The sequence below is a fragment of the Nonomuraea corallina genome (assembly GCF_027620315.1).
GTDB classification, from domain to species: Bacteria; Actinomycetota; Actinomycetes; order Streptosporangiales; family Streptosporangiaceae; genus Nonomuraea; species Nonomuraea corallina.
Genome location: NZ_JAPNNL010000010.1, coordinates 40,239 through 58,512, shown reverse-complemented (window position 1 = coordinate 58,512; position 18,274 = coordinate 40,239). Strand labels below are relative to the sequence as shown.

Sequence of the window (18,274 nt, the reverse complement as noted above, 5' to 3'; positions counted from 1 at the left end):
CCTAGCTTTCCTTGACCGCGATGGACTCGACGGTGTTGGCGACATGCTCGAAGGCGTCGGCCGCCTCTTCGAGCGCGTCGATGACCTCCTTCATCTTCATGACGGTGAGCGCGTCGTACTCGCCGCTGAAGAGCTTGGCCAGCAGCCGGCGGTAGACCTGGTCACCCTGGTTCTCCAGGCGGTTGACCTCGATCCAGTACTCGTTGAGGTTCTTCATCGACCGCAGCCGGGGCATCGCCTCGGCCGTCAGCTCCGCCGCCCGCTCCAGAACCTCCACCTGCCGCACCACGTCCTTGGGGAGGTGGTCGATCTGGTAGAGCACGATGAGGTCGGACGCCGCTTCCATGGCGTCCATCACATCGTCGAGGTTGGAGGCGAGACGGTAGATGTCCTCGCGGTCGAACGGAGTGATGAAACTCTCGTTGAGCCGGTTCATGATCGCATGAGTGCGTTCGTCCCCGGCGTGCTCGCAGGCCCGCATCTTCTCGGCCAGGGACTCCCGGTCCGATCCGTCGCTGATGATCTCTACGAGCAGGCGTGATGCGGTGACCAGATTGTTCGCCGAGTCGGCGAACAGGTCATAGTAGCTGTCCTCACGTGGCGTGAGCCGCAGGCGCACGTCGTTCTCCAGATGTGCGGGGATGGTCCGTGGAAAGGGTAAGGCTTACCAGGTGAAATGCGAACTTCATGTCCCCTTCTCCTAGTCGCTACCCTCCGTATGCTGTACGACACCGGGGCCAGAGTACTTCCACCGACATGTCGCCGCGCAGGCGGGTACTACACCTTCGTCCGATGGAAATTCTGGAACGACCGCGACGGCGTCGGCCCGCGCTGCCCCTGGTAACGCGACCCGTACTTCTCCGACCCGTACGGGAACTCCGCCGGCGAGCTCAACCTGAACACGCACAACTGCCCGATCTTCATCCCCGGCCACAACTTGATCGGCAACGTGGCCACGTTGGACAGCTCCAGCGTCACATGACCGCTGAACCCCGGATCGATGAACCCCGCCGTCGAATGCGTCAGCAGACCCAGCCGCCCCAGCGAACTCTTGCCCTCCAGCCTCGACGCCAGATCATCGGGCAGCGTGATCACCTCGTAGGTGGAGGCGAGCACGAACTCCCCCGGATGCAGGATGAACGGATCATCCCCATCAGGCTCGACCAGTCGCGTCAGATCCGGCTGCTCGCTGGAAGGATCGATGTGCGGATACCTGTGGTTCTCGAACACCCGGAAGAAGCGGTCGAGCCGCACGTCGATGCTGGACGGCTGGACCATGTCACGATCGAACGGATCCAGCGCCAACCGGCCGGCGTCGAGCTCGGCAAGGATGTCGCGGTCAGATAGCAGCACGAGGAGCAACCTACCGGGATGCGGCTAGGGCTTGGTGAAGTGGCTACGGTTTCCGCTAGAGTGTTGGTCGCGGCCTCGGGTCGCACGCGGGTGTAGTTCAATGGCAGAACATCAGCTTCCCAAGCTGACAGCGCGGGTTCGATTCCCGTCACCCGCTCCACCAACTCTCAGGCAAGTATCTCTGGCAGCAGCCTGAACGCTGGCACGTGCCTGGGGCGGATGAGCGTGAAATCCCGCCGGTCGATCGTCGCGATCTGAGTGACGCCCAGACGTTCGGCGATAGCGACTACGGACACGTCAGCCGGGTCGAGGCGAGCATCCTTGTAGATTCGGACGAGTTCGGCCATCCGCCTCACATCCACAGGAAGTAGCTCAACCAGCTCGAACTCCTCGATTACGAGATCAAGAAACTAGGCGTGTACAGCAGGTCCCATGTGCCTGTTGATCGTCCAGCCGGCTTCAATCAAGATTGTCGACGGAAGGAGCAACGGCCCCTCCAGACACTCAAGAAGCCGCACACATGAGACATGGTGCATGTCGTCTCGATCGACGACAGCGATCAATGGGCCGGTGTCCAGAAGTGTGGCGGTCACACCGACCGATTGAACCGCTCCGCCAGCAGATCTTCGACCCGTTCTGACAGATCTCCCTCGCCAGATGCGCCGATTCCGGCGATCGACAGCCGACGACGCCGAACCGGCGCAGATGGCTCCTCGTCGGCCGCCTCGGCCAGTTCCGGATCTGTTTTGACCAAACGCAGCAGCCGACGTGCCTGCTCCGGAGACAGCCGGTCCACCAGATGGTGAAGCTCATCATGCGCATGCTCAGCGCTCATGCCCACGAGTCTACGCAAGCAGTTCCGCTAGCGGCAGCAGCACCACACCCAAGGGCTGTCGTACAACCGTAATCATCGCCTTCAAGCCCGCACGAGTCTCTCGACACGTAGGTTTCGTGCCAGATGCGTGCCAGAACGGACGGGGCGCTGCGGTCACTCACGGCTACTCACGAGCAGCAGATATCCTCCGGCCTGCACCGTCGTTTCCCAGCTCAGCGCAGCAAGATCAGTAGATGGTTCCCAAGCTGACAGCGCGGGTTCGATCCCCGTCACCCGCTCTCGGAGAGCCCTGCTCGCCGACCTCTGGGTCGGCTTCGGCGGGGCTTTTATGCTGGTCGGGGGACGACCCCCCCGAGCCCTCGCGTGCCACCCTCGCCGTACGGCTTCTCAATCTGCGGGCGCGGTTGCCGCTACGGGTGCCGGTTTCGGGCCTGGCCGAGCAGTAGGGCGTTCAATACCCGATCCGCTTCGCAGATGATCATGTTTAGTCTTCGTAAACCGGTCCCCTTGCGGGGCGTATGACCGGGGACCGCAAAGCTGGCGACTACGTGATCTGAGTGAAGCAGGGTGGGAGGCATGACTCAGACCTTGATGACGGTGACGCGTCCGCCGCACAGGGCAGCGAGGTCCTCGGGGTCGGAGGTGAGGACCGTGACGGGACCTGGGGCGGCGAGGGCGGTGGCGCAGAGCATGGCATCGATGGCGTACTTGTGCCCATGCAGGCCGGCGCCGGACAAGAGCGTGGCGGCGTGGCGGGCGATTGGCTCAGTGACCGGCTCGACGACAAGGCGGGATAGCGTCCACTCCAAAGCCGGCTTGTTGACGCGGGGGTGGACCACCTCAACGAGGGTGGCGGCAGAGGTGATGACGCGGAGGTCGTCGGCACGCGCGAGAGCAAGCCATACGGTGACCGTACGGTCACGCAGGACGGCCTTGGCCAGCCCCTCACTGTCGAGGACGAGGGTCCCACCGGGAGTGGCGGAAGAACGGGTCATGCGGCGTCGTGGGCTTGTTCCTGCCGGGTCTGGCGAAGTTGGTCGCGCAGTGCCTGGACCTCGTCGTCAGTGATAGGGCCATGCTCGGCTTCGGCGACCTGGATGAGTTCGTTGAGGTTGTCGCGCTCGATCTGGCGGGCGACGGCGGCGGTGACGTAGGCAGACAAGCCAGAAGGTCCGCTCCGGGACCGGGCGGCCTTTGCGATGTTGCGCGGCATGGTGATCGAATACTTGCCAGTGGGCTCGCTCATGCTCCTTATCCTACCTTTGGTCATCCCGGAGAGCTGCGGTCAAGAAGATTTTCGGAAGCCTGATCATCCCGCCCGCCATCGTCCCCAGGCAATGGCTTCCCGGCGGGCGGGTCGACGGCAAGCGGGATGATCAGGCAGGCAGGGTGCGCGCGTCGAGTGAGAAACACCAGGTGGTCGGCTGATCGTCGTGCAATTAGACAGGGTGACGAGGGGTCAACCACGGTCTCGCGACCCGGGCGGATTCGATTCCCGTCACCCGCTCCACACCGAGGCCCACGTCAAAGAGAGCAGCGGTTCGATTCCCGTCACCCGCTCAAAGACTGAAGGCCCAGGTCGCGGAAGGTTTCAGACCCGATCCTTGATCGCTTCAGGGCTGTTTGAGCTTCTTGGGCCATTAGCACGATCACCACTGGCAACGCGGCAGAAAGACGAGCCAAGGGGGACCAAAGATCGGTGTGGCCCTCCTCATGCTCACCAGCGCATGTGGTTGATCGCGATACGAGCCCGGGGGATCTATCAGGTGGCCGGTGAGGCTCTGCCGCGTCTTGATGTGTCACGATGCCGACATGCAGCTTGATCAAAACCTTGTCGACGCGGCCATTGCACAGATGGATCGGCGATGGCCCCCTGGCGAGCAGGGCGGTGCCGCGGCCGTCTATTTGAACGATGGGCAGATCCTGACCAGCGTCGGCCTGGACAACCTCAACGGCGGAGTATCCCTATGCCACGAGACCGGCGCCATCTGCCAGGCTTACACACTCGATAAGAAGATCACCGCCTCCGTATGCGTATATCGGGACTCCGAACGTGAGCGCATCCTCGTCCTTCCTCCGTGTGGCATCTGCCAGGAGCGCCTAGCCTTGTGGGGACCTGACGTCCAGGTCGGCGTGCCCGACGACTCCAGCACGACGGGATGGAGGGCTCGCACTCTTAGCGACGTGAACCCGTTCTACTGGGGATCACAGTTCACCGAGGACGGGGCCTGGCCGGCCCCTGAAGTCCGCTTCTCCTGACCGACGCAAGTACGGCCTGCAGGGGCAGAGTCCTGGCCGACACCCGTGCCGGACGGTGATCGTGGTGCCATGAGCCCCGGTAAGGAGGGGCAGCCACGGTCACTCACGAGTAGTCTGAGGCCCAGGTCAGCGCTCCTACGAGGCATGATCCATGCAATTCCCCAGCTGACAGCGCGGGTTCGATTCCCGTGTCGCCGTCAGCTCTTAAGGTTCCCCGACGATCGCTTGCTGAGCGCCTTGCGGAGCTGAGCCGCCTGCTGCGCTCGGACCTCGAAGGGAATCTCGATCTTGCCTGGGTCCGAGAGGACGAATCCGTCATCGGGGGAACGAGGGATCACATGGACGTGGAGATGAGCGAACGTCTGGCCTGGGATGTTGTCGTTCTGCAGAACCATGCTCCCGGGTGCTCCAAACGCTTCCCGAACGGCGGCGGTCACCTGGCCCACCACATCGAACAGCTCAGCCAGGAGATCGCGAGGGGCAGTATGAAGACTCTTCACGTGAGCGGTCGGAAGCACGAGACAGTGACCAAGGTTCTTTGCTCGCTGCCAAGGGACGGGCAGGACGAAGACGTTGGCAGTGCGATAGGCGACGAGCTGCCCATCTACGTCATCGACACCGATAAGACAAAAGGGCATGAGCTCATCTGCTGAATTGTCGGCCACCTTGAGGTAACGCGTCCACCCAAATATCCGGCGGTTCGGATGTACGGTCCAACCGCGATCAGAAGGTCAGGACGTGCCCGTTCGGTCGGCGACCAGCGGGAGACAGGGGGACTCACGGTGACTCCACCCGGCGTAGGTCCAGGTTGGCGTTTGCCCAGCTCAAACGGCATGATCTTGAAAGCCTACCCAGGCTGACAGCCCGTCACCCGCTCTCGCTGTGAAAGCCCAGATCGACCGAGGCATTCGGGACCTGGGCTTTGATCTTGTACGGGCCTGATTTCGCTGTCAAGCGGCGCCGTGCCGCCGTACGCCCGGCGCCGGCGTCCTCACGTCGTGCTGTGGCTCGGGGCCGGGCACGGCGCGAGGGCCGCGCTGGGCATCGCCGTAGCGCGGTCCAGCCATATCCAGCGTCGCCCATCGATTCCAGCGGCACGCCGCCGTCCAGGCCGCCCTTCAGTGGCCGCTACGCTGACCTGCTGATACCCGGATCGAAGCAAGCCGCTCCGCTTCGATTGACCACTCGGCCTCAAGAAGACGCTCTCGGCGATCAACGCCCCTATCAGCCGCTATGCCAACCTCTACGCCATGCACATCAGATCCGGTACCAAAGACGACGCCGAGCACATCGCAGAGCTCCACACGCGTAGCTTCCCCGCAGGATTCGAGCTACCCGTCGTCGAGTACACATGGGGTCCTGACATCGTCCGAAACCCTTGCTGACGATCGTTCCACCACCGATCGGCTCGCCTCCGGCGGCGTGTGCTCTTTGAGGATGATGCTCACCTGCCGGAGCGTAACTCCTCGACCGCGGCTTCCACCGTCTCGGAGAACCTGAACGGCCGATCCAATCCCATCCGCTCACAGTGCGCCAGCAGGTCAGCGGGAGCCGCCGCGACCACCATCGCACCACCAACGGACATGACCCGCTTCGCGCTCGCGATGACCGCCCCGACCCCCCAGTCATCCCAGGCGACAACGCCGGCCAGGTCGAGGACCAGACAGGGCGGATCAGGCATGGGCAGCCCCACCATCACCTGATGAAGGCGAGCGGCCAAACGGCAGTCACCGCGGAACTCGCCACTCACCTGTACGACCGCGTACCAGCCGTGCAGGTCCCCACGGACCTCCAATGCGGCACCAGGTTGCCCGCTCATGCCGCAATCTCCCGTCTCTGCCGGTCCGTCAGTCTCCAGTCTGGCCCCGACGGCGTGTCGCGCGATGAGTTCTCCCCGTCCGGCGGGTCTCTATCGGGTGTGGCCGCCGTTTGACGGAGCGGGTGGTTCGACCGCGGCGGAGGAGACCGCCGTGGGTCCGCCCGGGCGAGCGGCCGGAGCGCGGGGGTGACCGTCATGGAGGCAGCGGTGGTGCCGGACCGCCGGGAGTTCATCGACATGGCCGACCGCTTCCGGCCTGAACTGCTGGTCCACTGCTATCGCATGCTCGGCTCGATCCACGACGCCGAGGACCTGGTGCAGGAGACCTTCCTACGAGCCTGGCGGTCGTACGACGGTTTCGAGGGACGTTCCTCGCTGCGCTACTGGCTGTACCGGATCGCCACCAGCGCCTGCCTGACCGCCCTGGAGCATCGCAGCCGCCGACTGCTGCCGTCCGGCCTCGGCGCACCGGCCGACGATCCGGACGGACCGCTGTCCCTCGCGCCGGAGGGGACCGAGTGGGTGCACCCCCTGCCCGGTCCGCTGACGACCGACCCGGCTGCGCTGGTCGTGTCGCGGGGCGACGTCCGGCTCGCCTTCATCGCCGCGCTGCAGCATCTGCCCGCGAGGCAGCGTGCCGTGCTGATCCTGCGTGACGTGCTCGCCTGGCGCGCCGCCGAGGTGGCGGACCTGCTCGGCACGACGACCGCGGCGGTCAACAGCGCGCTGCAACGCGCGCGGGCCCACATCAGGCAGGTGGCGCCCGCTGAGGACGATCTCGCCGAACCCGCCGACCCGGCGCACCGGGCCCTGCTCGACCAGTACGTGTCGGCGTTCGAGAACGCGGACATGACCGCCCTGCTGCGGACATTGCGCGATGACGTCGCGCTGGAGATGCCTCCGAACCTGACCTGGTTCCACGGCCGTGCGGAAGTCGGCCGGTTCCTCGCGACCAGGGTCCTCGCGGGGCCCGGCGTGACCCGGATGGTCCGCGTCACGGCCAACCGGCAGCCCGCCGTCGCGGCGTACCGGCGCGGGCACGACGGCGTCCACCGCGCGCACGCGGTCCAGGTACTCACGGTCACCGGCACCGGGATCTCCCGGATCGTCTCGTTCAACGATCCGGGCCTCTTCGCCGCCTTCGGCCTGGCCGCCACCCTCGGCACCACCACCCTCGGCACCACCACCCTCGGCACCGCCACCCCGCAGACCGGCCCGTCGCGGAGCTGACCGACCCGGCGGGCGAGTGCTGAGTTCCGGCCGCGAACCAGGTCTCTATTGGTGGAACCGCGAGCAAGGCCGTCGCCCGCCTGGGCGCGGGCGTGGCCGACTCGCCAGAGCTCCGGAGGGATCTTGATGCCAATCCAGGAAACAGCCGGGACCACGGCGCTGGTCACCGGCGCGAACCGCGGCTTCGGCCGCGGCGTCGCCGCCGCCCTCACGGCGGCGGGCTGCTCCGTCGTCGTGGTCGCCCGGGACCGCGGGCTGTTGGAGGAGCTGCGGGTGCAGCTCGGCGACACGCTCATCCCGGTCGCCGCCGACGCGGCCGATCCGGTCGTGGCCGGTCGGCTGATCGACGAGTACCGGCCGCGCACGCTGGTGCTCAACGCCGGAGCCGAACCGCTCGCCCGGCCGCTCCAGCAGCACACCTGGGAGACCTTCAGCCGCAACTGGGAGGTGGACGTCCGGCAGGTGTTCAACTGGACCCGTGAGTCCCTGCTGCGTCCGCTGGATCCCGGCAGCGTGGTGATCGCGTTCTCCAGCGGGGCCGCCCAGGGCGGTTCACCCCTCAGCGGCGGCTACGCCGGAGCCAAGGCCACGATCAGGTTCATCTCCTCCTATGCCGCCGCCGAGTCCGAACGGGCCGCACTCGGCATCAGGTTCGTCTCGGTGCTGCCGAGCCTGACCCCGGCCACCTACCTGGGCGCGCGCGCCGTGGCCGCCTACGCCGCCCGGCACGGCGTGGGCGCCGCCACTTTCCTCGCCGGCCGAGGACCGGCGCTCACCCCCGAGCAGGTCGGCAAGACGATCGTGGACCTGGCCACCGACCCGGGCCACGACCGTCCCGCCTATCTGCTCACCCAGGCCGGACTGAGCCCGGCCGACTGAGACGACCCGATACGGAATGGCACATGCCGCCACGGCGGCCAACGGAGAACCGACGAAGGAGGACCACAGTGTCGCTCAAGAACAAGAACGCGGTCGTCTACGGCGCAACCGGATCGGTCGGTGGCGCGGTCGCCCGTGCGTTCGCGCGGGAAGGCGCACGCGTCTTCCTGACCGGACGGGACCTCTGCGCCGTCGACGCGCTGGCGAAGGAGATCTCGGCCGCCGGCGGGGCGGCCGAGACCGCCCGGGTCGACGCGCTCGACGAGGAGGCAGTGGAGAGCCACCTCGATGCCGTGGTGCGTCAGGGCGGGACGGTCGACGTCTCGTTCAACGCCATCGGGATCCCGCAGCAGGGCATCCAGGGGATCCCGCTCACCGAACTGCCGGTGGAGAGCTTCGCGCTGCCGATCGCCACCTACACGCAGGCTCATTTCCTGACTGCCAGGGCCGCCGCCCGCCGCATGGTCCGGCAGCGGTCGGGGGTGATCCTGATGCACACGCCGGAGCCGGCCCGTCTCGGCTTCCCGCTGGTCGGCGGCATGGGGCCGGCCTGGGCGGCGCTCGAAGGGCTCAACCGCGCGCTCTCGGCCGAGTACGCGCGGTACGGCGTCAGGGCCGTCTGCCTGCGCACGTCGGGACTACCGGAAACGCCGACCATCGACGTCGTCTTCGGTCTGCACGCCGAGGCTCAGGGCATCACGCCGGAGCAGTTCGCGGCCTTCGCGGCCGGTCTGTCCCACCGCAGGCAGGCGACCACGCTGCGGGAGCTTGCGAACGTGGCCGCCTTCGTGGCCTCCGACCAGGCGGCGGCGATGACCGGAACCGTGGCCAACCTGACCGGCGGACAGATCGTCGATTGACTCCCCGGAAAGGCCATGCCGGCTGTGCGGCACCCTGACACCTCCGCGGGGGGAGATCTCCCGGCTCATACCTGAGCAGGAGGCTCACGTTCGGGCGCCCGCTCGTTGACACTCTTGAGCACAGCAACCTCAAGAACTTGAAGGAGCTCCGGCCGGGCTCGAGGAAGCGATCGGAGATCCGGATGCTCTTCGTCTTCGACCCAGGCAGGGCAGCGATTTCTTGGTCGCAGGTGATAAAGCGGGACAATGGTCCCGGTGGTATGACGAAGCCATACCGCTAGCCGAAGCCCGCTACTCCGATTACCGAGCGGAGCAGGACAAGGAGACCAATCGATGAGTACCGCTCGCCGGTGGCAGGACGTCAAAGCCGAGGCGCACCGCCGCCATCCGGAGTTGGCAGATCCGGAACGTCAGGCCAAGGCCCGGGCTGAACTCGACGCCTACATCGCCGGCCACCACCTCAGAGAGCTCCGCAAGGCCATCGGAAAGACACAAGCTGAGGTCGCCCGGATCCTCGGTGTATCCCAATCCCGGATCTCCCAGATCGAGAACGGCAACATCGAGGCCATGGAACTGGAGACGCTCCGCGCCTACGCCGCCGCGTTGGGCGGGCATCTCGACATCACCATCAGCGTCGGACCTCACTCGGTCAAGGTGGCCTAGCCGCACTCGGCGATCACCGCCCGGCTTCGCGGATGACCATGGGTAGGTCTCGTGAACCGCTTCCTTCGCGCCGCGTACGACGGGGACCTCAAAGCCGGCGGCTACGTGGTCTGCGCGAAGCAGGGTGGAAGCCTGACTCAGACCTTGATTACGGTGACGCGTCCGGCGCCCAGAGCGGCGAGGTCCTCGGGGGCGGAGGTGAGGACCGTGACGGGACCCGGGGCGAGGGCGGTGGCGCGGAGCATGGCGTCGATGGCGTACTTGCGCCCGTGCAGGCCGGCGTCGGACAAGAGCGTGGCGGGCGACGGCGACGTAGGCGGACAACCCGGAAGGGCCGCTCCGGGACCGGGCCGCCTCGGCGATGTCGCGCGGCATGGTGATCGAATACTTGCCGCTAGGCTCACTCATGCCCTCTGTCCTACCTCTGACCCTCCATGGCTTCGGGAAGATCATCGTCGGCGGGTTGATCGTCGGGCCTTGATCATTCCTCGTGCCTTCTCGATACCTCCACATCACTCGGACGCCAGTGAGGGTCGCGGCCGAGGAGACCGAGGACGCGGTGCTGGAGTGGGGCGTCGTCGGGAACTTCGACCTCCGGGCTGAAGACGACGATGCCGGGGCCGAAGGCGCCAGGGATGCGCATTTTCTCTGGGATCTGCTGGAGAGCGGGCCACATCGCCTCGATCTCGGTCGGGTCGATCGTGTCGTCCTGCCCGGTGGCGCGGGCGAGATCCCAGCCGTGCGGGACCAGGTCGGCACTGACCACCTGGTCGACATGCTGCTCGACGGTGAGCCGCCCTGCCGGAGTGTTCACCTCGCTCGCGGCGATGGCCGGGTCGGCGAGCAAGGCTTCCACGTCGGCACGTGCCGAGACGAAGGCGGCAAGCGGGTCTTCCTCGACGGTGGGCGCGGCGCTGAGCGACCTGCCGAGTGGGCTGAGCATCGCGCCGTGCATGTCGACGATGTGGCGTACGACGTCTCTGGCGCTCCACTCATCGCAAGGTGACGGATTGGACCACTGATAGGGCCTCACGGCGGCGACCTTGGCCGCGAAGTCGTCGGCCCGAACCCGGTAGCGGGCGGCGATCTCGTTCATGGACGCTCCCTTTCCTCAGCCTGGCCAGGGACGGTATACGAGACGGGCGACAGAATTCCTGCGGTCAGCGGCTGCCGCCGCAGCGTGCTCTTTCACGGCTGACCTTTCAGCGTGGACCAAGATGAGCCTGTGATCGAGTTGTGGAGTGACGCCGCGCTTGTCGTCGGGGGCGGCTTGGTGGTCCTGCTGCTCCTCCTGCCCACAGTCATCTGGCTTGCCTGGGTCATGCTCTCCCGCCGCAGGGAGTGCCGTCGGCGGCGATGAACCCGCGACCTCACGGCGCGCCGCTGCTCACAACGCTCACGATCAAGTTGCCGTCAAGGTCGCGCTGTCGAAGCCGGCGGAGGTCCTCAGTACTCGACAACGCCGTGGGCGGCCACGACGTCACTTGACGCGTTCGGCCGCACCTCGGTGATGCGCTCGGCCAGCAGCAGCGCAGCCGCGAGTCCACCCTCCGACTTGTCGCCGGCCAGCCCGAGCTCGATCCGGTCGGCCAGGTAGTCGTCAGGGATGCCGTCCTCGTCGCCGCCGAACAGCGGGTCGAAGGACAGGACGTTGCGACCGTCGGCGTAATGGTCGAAGGAGGCGACCCTGTTCACGTTGACGAAGACGCTCGCCGTGACCGTTCCCGCGGACAGGGACCGCAGGACCTCGGGCAGCGTGCCGACGAAGCCATTGTCCTCGCTCAGAATGGTCCCGCCCTCGGCCGGTCGGGCAGAGATGAGGCCCTCCTCGAACTCGCCTTCCTCGTCCTCCCCGTCGAACACGTCAATGCCGAGGCGGGCCAGCGCCTCGTGCGGGGTCAGGCCGCGGACGAAGGTCGCGCAGAACGCCTCGTCATCGAGCCAGTCATAGTCGCTCATAGGGGTCCTGTTCTCCTGGAGCAGATCACGGAGATGATGGCACGCGAGTCCGACGAAAAGTCGGTACGACCCCGAGAGGCCCCCGGTGGACTGGCCGGCGTTACTCAGATCTCTTGCCGTGCCGCACACGCGGAACGCCGACCCTTCGCCGGCCCGCCTTGACCGGGGCGGCCTCAGCGCCAGCCTGCTCTTGCAACGTTCGACTTGGGAAAGGCGTCATCCTTTCGCCTTCATGATGGCGTCTATCCATTCCCGGCGACGGTGCACGACAAATTTGATTCGCTCATCACTCCGCAGCACGATTTCCATGCCATTTGGCACGATAGCGAGCGTGTTGACCGGTGTCGCCGAGATGACCTCCTCGAGCGGCCATGCCCAGACGCCGACTTGAATGTTCATGGAGTGCGAGCGGAAGATCAGCCACTTGCTGGTCAGCCAGAGTCGGCCGCCCACAGCTTCTCGGTCACGCCAGAGATTTGCGTTGCCTTTCCGAAGTAATTCCTCGCCAGGTGTGACTGCGATATTCGTGCCCTGGAACAACTCGGCTAATTCTTGTTCGTCCATGACCGACCTCTTCTCTTGGTTCGCCTGATGGATCGTCCCCGAAAGCCGTTCGGCTCCACGACTCATATACCTGAAAATAGGAACGGTCAATGTCTTGTCCCAACCTCAAGCTGACTGCTCCTATTTCTAGCGTTACGTGTCGTGAGAACGAAGGGTCTGCGAATCAAGTTCCCGCAGTCGCGTAGCAGCCGCCATAGTCTCGAACCCGGCGTCCCTGATGACGATCAAATCTGAGGAGGCGATCGTGGCGGCCGCCGCACCACAAGCCCGCTGACACAGGCTCGGTCAGCGGGCTCTGCTCATTCGGGCTCACGGCGTGGTCGCGGCCGACGACGCGGCGTGCCGGCCTCGCGCGTGGTCGGCACCCATTGCTTCTCATGTCTGATCGCCAGTCGAACCGCCCAGTAGATGAGGAAGAACGACAGCACCACGGGAACAATCCACAGCACCAAGAGAAACAGGCCTTCAAGCATCCCCATCACCACCGATCATCGACAGAAGGAAGACAAGGATGCCTGATCCGCTTTTCCAGGTCCACCTACGGCCTCACAGGCGGTAACCGTCGACCGGACCAAATGGAACGGGGGTTCTGGCTCCCGGGATGCGGATTTCGCGACTTCTCTGGGAGCAACCGGTCATAGCGGGCCCAGTGTCTCCTCCGGGGTGGTGTTCAGGTCCAGGGTTTCCAGGACCGCGAGGAGTTGTCGTTCCTCGTAGCGGAAGTGGCTTTCCATGATCGCCTCGATCCCTTCCAGGTGGCGGTCGAGTTCGGCGCGGGTGGCGGACCGTTCGACCGCGGCACGGAGGCCGGTGACCAGGTGGGCGATCATCGAGTGGTCCTGTCGGAGGGAGCGCAGCACGGGGGCGAGGTGCGGGTGCGCGGCCTCGATGGCGGGGAACAGCTTCCGGTCCTCGCCCTGGTGGTGCCCGTCGAGCGCGGTGCAGAACCCGTGGCAGTAGAGCAGCAGGTCACGGGTGGCGTTTTCGCCCGCCACCCCGTCGTCGAGCGCGGTGCGGGTGACGAGCAGGGCCTCGCGCAGGCGGGTGTGGACGCGGCGCAGTTCGTGGCTCCAGGCGATGAGCCTGGTGGTCTCGCGGTCAGTCACGGAAGACTGAAGGATGCGACGAGAACATCGTCAAACTCCTTCGATCCGGCGCCTCCATGCCTGACACGGCCTGTCACCGGCACGCGACGCTGGCGCCAGCCTATCGGAAACCGCACCGCTATGCCCCGGCCCGTCCGACGGCGGTGTGCAGGTCGGCCGTGAGGTCGCGCCAGGCGGCGGTCTCGCGCATCGCCTTGCGGCACCGCACCAGGGCTCGGGGCCAGTTGACGACCACGGCGCCGCGCAGCCGGCCGTGCTCGTCCGCGTACAGCGCCGCGAACCGCTGGTCGGCCATCGGATCGCCCAGGATGGCCGTGGCCGCAGGTCCGGTCGCGTCGCCTATCACCTGGATCTTCCAGTGGTGCTGGTCGCTCCAGACGAAGTCGACGGGCCGGTACGGGCGAGGGGAGCGCGGGTCGATGATGGCGTGGGCCACGTAGGCGGCCTGCTCGACCGCGTTGGTCCAGTGTTCGACGCGTACGTGACGTCCCCGCGCGAGGTCGAACCAGCGCGCGACGTCGCCGACCGCGTAGACGTCGGTCGTCCCCACGGCTCGGCAGTGCTCGTCGCAGACGAGGCCGTCGTCCAGCGTGAGGCCGGACGTGGCGAGCCAGCCGTCGCTGGGGGCGGCGCCGATCCCGGCGACCAGGGTGGCGGCCTTCAGTTCGGTGCCGTCGTCCAGGGTCACCGTCAGCCGCCCCCGGCTTCCGGCGACGCCGGACACGCCCGCGCCCATCAGGCACCGGACGCCCGCGTTCTCGTGCAGGGCCAGGACCGCTCTCGCGAGGTCCGGGCTCAAGGACCTGCTCAGCGGGTACGGCTGGGCGTCGATCATCGTCACGTCCAGGCCGAGCCGGCGTCCCGTGGAGGCGACCTCGGCCCCGACGAACCCGGCGCCGATCACCACGAGAGGGCCCCCGGCGGCGAGGTCGCGGCGGAGCCCGGCCGCGTCGGCGAGCGTGCGTACGAGGTGTACCCCGTCCGTCGTCGCCCAGGGCGGACGGCGGGCCGAACCGCCGGTGGCGACCACGAGCCGGTCGTAGCCGAGGGAGCTCCCGTCGTCGAACGCGACCACGCGGGCCCGCGGGTCGAGGCCGACGGCGCGCAGGCCGAGAAGCAGGTCGATCCGGGCCGCGCCGGCCTGTTCCGGCGTCAGCAGGCGGATGCCGTCCGGGACGGCCGACCCGGTCAGCAGTGCCTTGCTGAGCGGTGGCTTGTCGTACGGTGCCTCCGTCTCCAGGTCGATCAGGACGATCTCGCCGTCGTACCCGCCGCCGCGGAGGGCCTGCGCGGTGCGGACGCCGCCGACGGAGGCTCCGACGATCAGGGTGCGCGTCATGCGTCGGTCACCTTGAGCGCGGAGACGGGGCAGCTGCGCACCGCCTCCTCGACGCGCCGGCGGTCCTCGTCGGCCACCTCGATCCTGAGGAGCACCACGACCCCGTCGTCGTCGATGTCGAAGTAGCGGTCGGCGCCGACGACGCAGTTGGCGTAGCCCTGGCACGCTTCCAGATCGGCTTCTACGGCTGCCACGTGTATCACTCCTGTGAGAAAGGGTCGAGGGTTCACCTGACGCGGATGCCGCCGTCGGAGTGGGCGACGTCCCCGGTGACGCCCCGGGCGCGCCGGGAGGCCAGGTAGACGTAGCTCCACGCGTGGTCCGTTCCCGACATGGCGATCCCCAGGGGGACTCTGCCGGCGAGTTCGGCCGCTCGTCCCGGGGTGTCGTTCAGCCGCTTGTCACGCAGGCCGAGCGTGGTGGGGCCGCGCAGGTCGGTGTTCATGGTTCCGCCGGGCGCCACCGCGTTGACCCGGATGTCGGGGGCGAGCTCGTGGGCCAGCGCGGTGACGAGGCCGCGCACCGCGTGTTTCGAGCTGACGTAGAGCACGCCGCCGCGTCCCGGGTAGTAGGCGGAGGTCGACTCGGTCAGGATCACCGAGCCGCGCGTCCTGCGGAGTTCCGGCAGCGCGGCCTTCACCGCGTGCAGGTTGCTCTTGACGTTGACCGCGAAGATCTCGTCGAAGGCGTCGTCGATCTCGTCCTCGTCGAGGTCGGCCAGCCCTCGGTAGAAGTCGAAGATGCCGACGCAGTGGACCAGGACGTCGAGGCCGCCGAACTCGTCCACGGTCCGGCGGACCGCGGCGCGGTTGTCGGCGGGGAGGGTCGCGTCCCCGACGACCACGGGCACGCCGGGCAGTTCTGCGGTGAGAAGGCCTGCTTTGGCCGGGTCGCGTTCGAGAACGGCGACCCGGGCGCCTTCCGACAGGAAGGCGTCGACGACGGCGCGTCCGATCCCGGACCCTCCGCCGACGACGAGCGCGCGCTGGCCGTCCAGCCAACCGGTCATCGGGGGACACTCCTAGCCGGGTCGGGGGCTGCGGCGGCACTGAGCCGTCCGCGCGGACACCTGAACGGGTCGCGCCGGGCACGCGGGCTCACGGGGTGTCCGCCAGCAACGGCCTGAACGGATGCCCGACCATGGCGGACAAGGTCGCCGTGTTCTGCCAGGTCAGGGCTTCGAGTTCGAGCGGGTCGAGGGTGATCCACTGACCGGTCTTCGGGGAGTCGATCAGCAGCCGGTTCCCGTTCCTGGTCTGTACGCACACGACGCGGATCTCGGCGAACTCGTTGGCGATCACGATGGGGTCGCCGACCGCGTGGTCGAGGAGGCGCCGGCGGCGCTCGGCGGCCTGCTCGGCGGCGCGGCGGTCGTCTTCCTCTCCTTCCCAGGTCAGGCTCATAGGAAGATCGCCAGGTTCTGCATGCGGATCACCGACTCGTCGGCGGAGATCAGCCTGCGGGCCAGCTTCCACTCGCCGTCGCACCGTCGCAGGAGGTCTTCGCGGCCCGCCGAGACGAGCGCGGGCTCGCCGACGTCGCCGCGGCTGCGGAACAGGAGCACGGCGGACTCGACGACGAGTTCGTCGTCCCGGTCGGTGGCGAAGGTCCGTACGTTGGTGACGAAGTGACGGACCCGGGACGGCGGGTCCTCGGTCCACGCGTGCTCGGTCGCGAACCGGGCCACGCGCTGGCGCAGGGAGTATCTGTTCTCGTCGAAGTGCGCCATGCCGGGGGCGGTGTCGTACCCGGCGCCCAGAGCCGTGGTCACCTTCACCGGCATGTAGTAGTGGATGTCCTCGGTCAGCAGGTCCAGCCAGGCCGGGTAGTCCTGCTCGTCGAGGAGGTAGGCCTCGTCGACCAGCCATCGGTGGGCGGTGAGGTGCCGGGTGTCGTCGAAGGCGAGCGTGGGGCCCACGCGGCTCGTGGTCGAGGCGTGCCCGCCGAGGGGCGACCGGCGGGAGTCGACCCGGACGTGATGGGGGTTCATCGGCCGGCCTCCGCGAGGTCGTCGCCGAGGCGTGGTGCGGCGGGCGTGCCGACCTCGACGGGGGCGTGGCGGACGGCGGGCCGTTCCAGGTGGTCGGCCCAGTCCCTGAGCAGGAACCGCTGGTTGTACTCGCCGTAGCCGACCCTGGCCACCCCGGGGCCTGCGAACTCGTCGGGCGTCAGGGCGGGGACCACGGGGCTGTCGTCGGATCGCAGGCCCATCCGGTTGTTGAGCAGCAGGCGGCGCGCCATCGAGCCGGCGGCCGTGGTGGTGAGCGACACCCAGTTCTCCACGTCGTCCTGCTCGAACATCCCCGTGCTGCCGAAGCACATGAGGTAGGCCTTGTAGGACAGGGCCTTGAACTCCTCCGGCGCCTCCTTGTCGACGGCGAACCACGACAGCACCTCGGTCTCGTCCTCACTGATCGGCTGCCACTGGCGGATCGAGATGAACGGGAGCACGTCGTCGGAGTCCTCGATCTTCGGCCAGTTGTGCACGAAGCTGAGGTTGGGGAACACCGACGCCGCGGAGACCATGAAGCCGTTGTCGCCGATCACGGCCAGCTGCTCGGCCGACCAGTTCGCCTTCATCCGCTCGATCATGGCGTCCGGGTAGCCGACGTACCGGAGCCGCTCGTCGAGGGTTCCCGGGGGCAGCTTGTAGGTGGTGCCGCCGCCGCGTCCGGCCCAGTAGGTGCAGCCGTCCTTGCGCTTCTCCGCCTTGGGCTCGCGGAAGAGGCCGATCTCCACCACGCTGGCATGGGTCTGCGGCGTGTGGTACATGTCCCCGGCGAAGTTCTCGGCGCCGATCTTCCAGTTGGCCTTGACGCGCCAGCGCTGCGGGCCTCTGAGCTCGATGCCGCTCGCCGACTGCTTGGTGTAGTAGTCCAGGTAGAACGTGAATTCCCCGAGGTAGTCCCTGAGGGGCGGCGCGTCGGGGTCCAGGCTGATGAAGATCAGGCCGTTGTAGGTGTCGAGCGCGGGCGCGGGCAGCAGAGTCTGGCCCTTGCGGCGGAAGCCCGCCTCCCCGCCGTACGCCTCCTGGTGGAAGGGCAGGCCGACGATCCGCCCGTCGTTGCGGTAGGACCAGCCGTGGTACGGGCATCGGAAGTGGGTGGCGTTGCCCATCTCCGCGCGGCACACCTGCATGCCCCGGTGCAGGCACATGTTGAACATGACCCTGACTTCGCCGTCGTTCCCCCGGGCGACGATGAAGGAGTCCTCCAGCACGCGGCGCACCACGTAGTCGCCGGGCTCGGGCACCTCCGACTCGTGTCCCACGAACATCCACGCCCTGCTGAACAGCCGCTCCCTCTCCAGGTCGAAGATCTCGCGGTCGTTGTAGATGTGGGCGGGGGTCATCCCGCGTCTGACGTCGTCGAGGACGGTTCCATGATCAAGCATGCCGCATGAGCCTCA

The 18,274-nt window shown here is 67.2% G+C and carries 25 protein-coding genes, 1 tRNA gene and 1 pseudogene; 7 read left to right on the top strand and 20 right to left on the bottom strand.

Annotation, left to right across the window (positions count from 1 at the left end):
• Position 1 precedes the first annotated feature (1 nt).
• Positions 2-619, bottom strand: coding sequence for a DUF47 domain-containing protein (locus OUY22_RS04650; RefSeq protein WP_270153475.1), 618 nt, complete (start codon positions 617-619; stop codon positions 2-4).
• Positions 620-777: 158 nt separating this feature from the next.
• Complete coding sequence (gene dcd, locus OUY22_RS04645; RefSeq protein ID WP_270153498.1) at positions 778-1,353, bottom strand: dCTP deaminase; 576 nt, start codon at positions 1,351-1,353, stop codon at positions 778-780.
• An 86-nt stretch (positions 1,354-1,439) separates the two neighbouring features.
• On the opposite strand from dcd, the gene OUY22_RS04640 reads away from it, so the two are divergent.
• A tRNA-Gly gene (locus tag OUY22_RS04640) sits at positions 1,440-1,513 on the top strand.
• A gap of 7 nt (positions 1,514-1,520) precedes the next feature.
• Here the strand turns inward: OUY22_RS04640 and OUY22_RS04635 are convergent.
• The 4 genes from OUY22_RS04635 to OUY22_RS04620 form a co-directional block, all read right to left on the bottom strand.
• Positions 1,521-1,700, bottom strand: coding sequence for a PIN domain-containing protein (locus OUY22_RS04635; RefSeq protein ID WP_408638109.1), 180 nt, complete (start codon positions 1,698-1,700; stop codon positions 1,521-1,523).
• A gap of 242 nt (positions 1,701-1,942) precedes the next feature.
• Positions 1,943-2,188 carry a hypothetical protein gene (locus OUY22_RS04630; protein ID WP_270153474.1) on the bottom strand — a complete coding sequence of 82 codons (246 nt, stop codon included), beginning with the start codon at positions 2,186-2,188 and terminating at the stop codon, positions 1,943-1,945.
• A 581-nt stretch (positions 2,189-2,769) separates the two neighbouring features.
• Complete coding sequence (locus tag OUY22_RS04625; protein WP_270153473.1) at positions 2,770-3,183, bottom strand: type II toxin-antitoxin system VapC family toxin; 414 nt, start codon at positions 3,181-3,183, stop codon at positions 2,770-2,772.
• Complete coding sequence (locus OUY22_RS04620; RefSeq protein ID WP_270153472.1) at positions 3,180-3,434, bottom strand: CopG family transcriptional regulator; 255 nt, start codon at positions 3,432-3,434, stop codon at positions 3,180-3,182. Before OUY22_RS04620 ends, OUY22_RS04625 begins: the two co-directional genes overlap by 4 nt.
• Positions 3,435-4,000: 566 nt before the next feature.
• Between OUY22_RS04620 and OUY22_RS04615 the strand changes: the two genes are divergently transcribed.
• Positions 4,001-4,447 (top strand): cytidine deaminase, encoded by a 447-nt coding sequence (locus tag OUY22_RS04615; RefSeq protein ID WP_270153471.1) that lies wholly within the window; start codon positions 4,001-4,003, stop codon positions 4,445-4,447.
• 197 nt (positions 4,448-4,644) lie between these two features.
• Here the strand turns inward: OUY22_RS04615 and OUY22_RS36855 are convergent, their stop codons facing one another.
• A complete protein-coding gene (locus OUY22_RS36855; protein WP_408638110.1) occupies positions 4,645-5,085 on the bottom strand; it encodes an HIT family protein in 441 nt (146 codons plus the stop codon).
• A gap of 806 nt (positions 5,086-5,891) precedes the next feature.
• Positions 5,892-6,266, bottom strand: coding sequence for an STAS domain-containing protein (locus tag OUY22_RS04605; RefSeq protein ID WP_270153469.1), 375 nt, complete (start codon positions 6,264-6,266; stop codon positions 5,892-5,894).
• Positions 6,267-6,461: 195 nt separating this feature from the next.
• On the opposite strand from OUY22_RS04605, the gene OUY22_RS04600 reads away from it, so the two are divergent.
• From OUY22_RS04600 to OUY22_RS04580, 5 genes and pseudogenes are all read left to right on the top strand, one after another.
• The gene (locus OUY22_RS04600) at positions 6,462-7,496 is read left to right on the top strand and encodes a sigma-70 family RNA polymerase sigma factor (protein ID WP_270153468.1); all 1,035 of its coding nucleotides are present in this window, start codon (positions 6,462-6,464) and stop codon (positions 7,494-7,496) included.
• Positions 7,497-7,622: 126 nt separating this feature from the next.
• The gene (locus OUY22_RS04595; RefSeq protein ID WP_270153467.1) at positions 7,623-8,375 is read left to right on the top strand and encodes an SDR family oxidoreductase; all 753 of its coding nucleotides are present in this window, start codon (positions 7,623-7,625) and stop codon (positions 8,373-8,375) included.
• Between the two features lie 68 nt (positions 8,376-8,443).
• The gene (locus OUY22_RS04590; protein WP_270153466.1) at positions 8,444-9,235 is read left to right on the top strand and encodes an SDR family NAD(P)-dependent oxidoreductase; all 792 of its coding nucleotides are present in this window, start codon (positions 8,444-8,446) and stop codon (positions 9,233-9,235) included.
• Positions 9,236-9,327: 92 nt separating this feature from the next.
• A pseudogene (locus tag OUY22_RS04585) lies at positions 9,328-9,572 on the top strand (type II toxin-antitoxin system RelE/ParE family toxin); the annotation flags it as partial.
• Positions 9,569-9,898, top strand: coding sequence for a helix-turn-helix domain-containing protein (locus tag OUY22_RS04580; RefSeq protein ID WP_270153465.1), 330 nt, complete (start codon positions 9,569-9,571; stop codon positions 9,896-9,898). The pseudogene OUY22_RS04585 and the gene OUY22_RS04580, both read left to right, overlap by 4 nt.
• A gap of 137 nt (positions 9,899-10,035) precedes the next feature.
• On the opposite strand, the gene OUY22_RS04575 is transcribed toward OUY22_RS04580, so the two are convergent.
• The 12 genes from OUY22_RS04575 to OUY22_RS04520 all read right to left on the bottom strand — a co-directional run bounded on the left by OUY22_RS04575 (position 10,036) and on the right by OUY22_RS04520 (position 18,259).
• Positions 10,036-10,188 (bottom strand): hypothetical protein, encoded by a 153-nt coding sequence (locus tag OUY22_RS04575; protein WP_270153464.1) that lies wholly within the window; start codon positions 10,186-10,188, stop codon positions 10,036-10,038.
• A 191-nt stretch (positions 10,189-10,379) separates the two neighbouring features.
• A complete protein-coding gene (locus OUY22_RS04570; protein WP_270153463.1) occupies positions 10,380-10,994 on the bottom strand; it encodes a TIGR03086 family metal-binding protein in 615 nt (204 codons plus the stop codon).
• A 350-nt stretch (positions 10,995-11,344) separates the two neighbouring features.
• Complete coding sequence (locus tag OUY22_RS04565; protein WP_270153462.1) at positions 11,345-11,857, bottom strand: DUF6461 domain-containing protein; 513 nt, start codon at positions 11,855-11,857, stop codon at positions 11,345-11,347.
• Positions 11,858-12,073: 216 nt separating this feature from the next.
• Positions 12,074-12,421, bottom strand: coding sequence for a GRAM domain-containing protein (locus OUY22_RS04560; protein WP_270153461.1), 348 nt, complete (start codon positions 12,419-12,421; stop codon positions 12,074-12,076).
• Positions 12,422-12,720: 299 nt separating this feature from the next.
• Positions 12,721-12,894 carry a hypothetical protein gene (locus tag OUY22_RS04555; RefSeq protein WP_270153460.1) on the bottom strand — a complete coding sequence of 58 codons (174 nt, stop codon included), beginning with the start codon at positions 12,892-12,894 and terminating at the stop codon, positions 12,721-12,723.
• Between the two features lie 162 nt (positions 12,895-13,056).
• Positions 13,057-13,527: a hemerythrin domain-containing protein gene (locus OUY22_RS04550; RefSeq protein ID WP_270153459.1), complete on the bottom strand. Its 471-nt coding sequence runs from the start codon at positions 13,525-13,527 to the stop codon at positions 13,057-13,059.
• Positions 13,528-13,645: 118 nt separating this feature from the next.
• Positions 13,646-14,866, bottom strand: coding sequence for an NAD(P)/FAD-dependent oxidoreductase (locus tag OUY22_RS04545; RefSeq protein ID WP_270153458.1), 1,221 nt, complete (start codon positions 14,864-14,866; stop codon positions 13,646-13,648).
• The gene (locus OUY22_RS04540; protein ID WP_270153457.1) at positions 14,863-15,060 is read right to left on the bottom strand and encodes a ferredoxin; all 198 of its coding nucleotides are present in this window, start codon (positions 15,058-15,060) and stop codon (positions 14,863-14,865) included. Before OUY22_RS04540 ends, OUY22_RS04545 begins: the two co-directional genes overlap by 4 nt.
• Positions 15,061-15,092: 32 nt before the next feature.
• Positions 15,093-15,875, bottom strand: coding sequence for a 3-(cis-5,6-dihydroxycyclohexa-1,3-dien-1-yl)propanoate dehydrogenase (gene hcaB / locus OUY22_RS04535; protein ID WP_270153456.1), 783 nt, complete (start codon positions 15,873-15,875; stop codon positions 15,093-15,095).
• A gap of 88 nt (positions 15,876-15,963) precedes the next feature.
• Positions 15,964-16,269: a hypothetical protein gene (locus OUY22_RS04530; RefSeq protein WP_270153455.1), complete on the bottom strand. Its 306-nt coding sequence runs from the start codon at positions 16,267-16,269 to the stop codon at positions 15,964-15,966.
• The gene (locus tag OUY22_RS04525) at positions 16,266-16,856 is read right to left on the bottom strand and encodes a 3-phenylpropionate/cinnamic acid dioxygenase subunit beta (protein ID WP_270153454.1); all 591 of its coding nucleotides are present in this window, start codon (positions 16,854-16,856) and stop codon (positions 16,266-16,268) included. Before OUY22_RS04525 ends, OUY22_RS04530 begins: the two co-directional genes overlap by 4 nt.
• Positions 16,853-18,259 (bottom strand): Rieske 2Fe-2S domain-containing protein, encoded by a 1,407-nt coding sequence (locus tag OUY22_RS04520; protein ID WP_270153453.1) that lies wholly within the window; start codon positions 18,257-18,259, stop codon positions 16,853-16,855. Before OUY22_RS04520 ends, OUY22_RS04525 begins: the two co-directional genes overlap by 4 nt.
• Between the last annotated feature and the right edge of the window lie 15 nt (positions 18,260-18,274).

Bases quoted from the DNA above. Each gene is read 5' to 3' on its own strand.
- OUY22_RS04615 (WP_270153471.1), top strand. From the start codon at position 4,001: ATGCAGCTTGATCAAAACCTTGTCGACGCGGCCATTGCACAGATGGAT.
- OUY22_RS04555 (WP_270153460.1), bottom strand. From the start codon at position 12,894: ATGCTTGAAGGCCTGTTTCTCTTGGTGCTGTGGATTGTTCCCGTGGTG.
- hcaB (WP_270153456.1), bottom strand. From the start codon at position 15,875: ATGACCGGTTGGCTGGACGGCCAGCGCGCGCTCGTCGTCGGCGGAGGG.
- OUY22_RS04530 (WP_270153455.1), bottom strand. From the start codon at position 16,269: ATGAGCCTGACCTGGGAAGGAGAGGAAGACGACCGCCGCGCCGCCGAG.
- OUY22_RS04565 (WP_270153462.1), bottom strand. From the start codon at position 11,857: ATGAGCGACTATGACTGGCTCGATGACGAGGCGTTCTGCGCGACCTTC.
- OUY22_RS04605 (WP_270153469.1), bottom strand. From the start codon at position 6,266: ATGAGCGGGCAACCTGGTGCCGCATTGGAGGTCCGTGGGGACCTGCAC.
- OUY22_RS04625 (WP_270153473.1), bottom strand. From the start codon at position 3,183: ATGACCCGTTCTTCCGCCACTCCCGGTGGGACCCTCGTCCTCGACAGT.
- OUY22_RS04560 (WP_270153461.1), bottom strand. From the start codon at position 12,421: ATGGACGAACAAGAATTAGCCGAGTTGTTCCAGGGCACGAATATCGCA.
- OUY22_RS04580 (WP_270153465.1), top strand. From the start codon at position 9,569: ATGAGTACCGCTCGCCGGTGGCAGGACGTCAAAGCCGAGGCGCACCGC.
- OUY22_RS04635 (WP_408638109.1), bottom strand. From the start codon at position 1,700: ATGGCCGAACTCGTCCGAATCTACAAGGATGCTCGCCTCGACCCGGCT.
- OUY22_RS04520 (WP_270153453.1), bottom strand. From the start codon at position 18,259: ATGCTTGATCATGGAACCGTCCTCGACGACGTCAGACGCGGGATGACC.
- OUY22_RS04620 (WP_270153472.1), bottom strand. From the start codon at position 3,434: ATGAGCGAGCCCACTGGCAAGTATTCGATCACCATGCCGCGCAACATC.
- OUY22_RS04600 (WP_270153468.1), top strand. From the start codon at position 6,462: ATGGAGGCAGCGGTGGTGCCGGACCGCCGGGAGTTCATCGACATGGCC.
- OUY22_RS04570 (WP_270153463.1), bottom strand. From the start codon at position 10,994: ATGAACGAGATCGCCGCCCGCTACCGGGTTCGGGCCGACGACTTCGCG.
- OUY22_RS04545 (WP_270153458.1), bottom strand. From the start codon at position 14,866: ATGACGCGCACCCTGATCGTCGGAGCCTCCGTCGGCGGCGTCCGCACC.
- OUY22_RS04525 (WP_270153454.1), bottom strand. From the start codon at position 16,856: ATGAACCCCCATCACGTCCGGGTCGACTCCCGCCGGTCGCCCCTCGGC.
- OUY22_RS04630 (WP_270153474.1), bottom strand. From the start codon at position 2,188: ATGAGCGCTGAGCATGCGCATGATGAGCTTCACCATCTGGTGGACCGG.
- OUY22_RS36855 (WP_408638110.1), bottom strand. From the start codon at position 5,085: ATGCCCTTTTGTCTTATCGGTGTCGATGACGTAGATGGGCAGCTCGTC.
- OUY22_RS04595 (WP_270153467.1), top strand. From the start codon at position 7,623: ATGCCAATCCAGGAAACAGCCGGGACCACGGCGCTGGTCACCGGCGCG.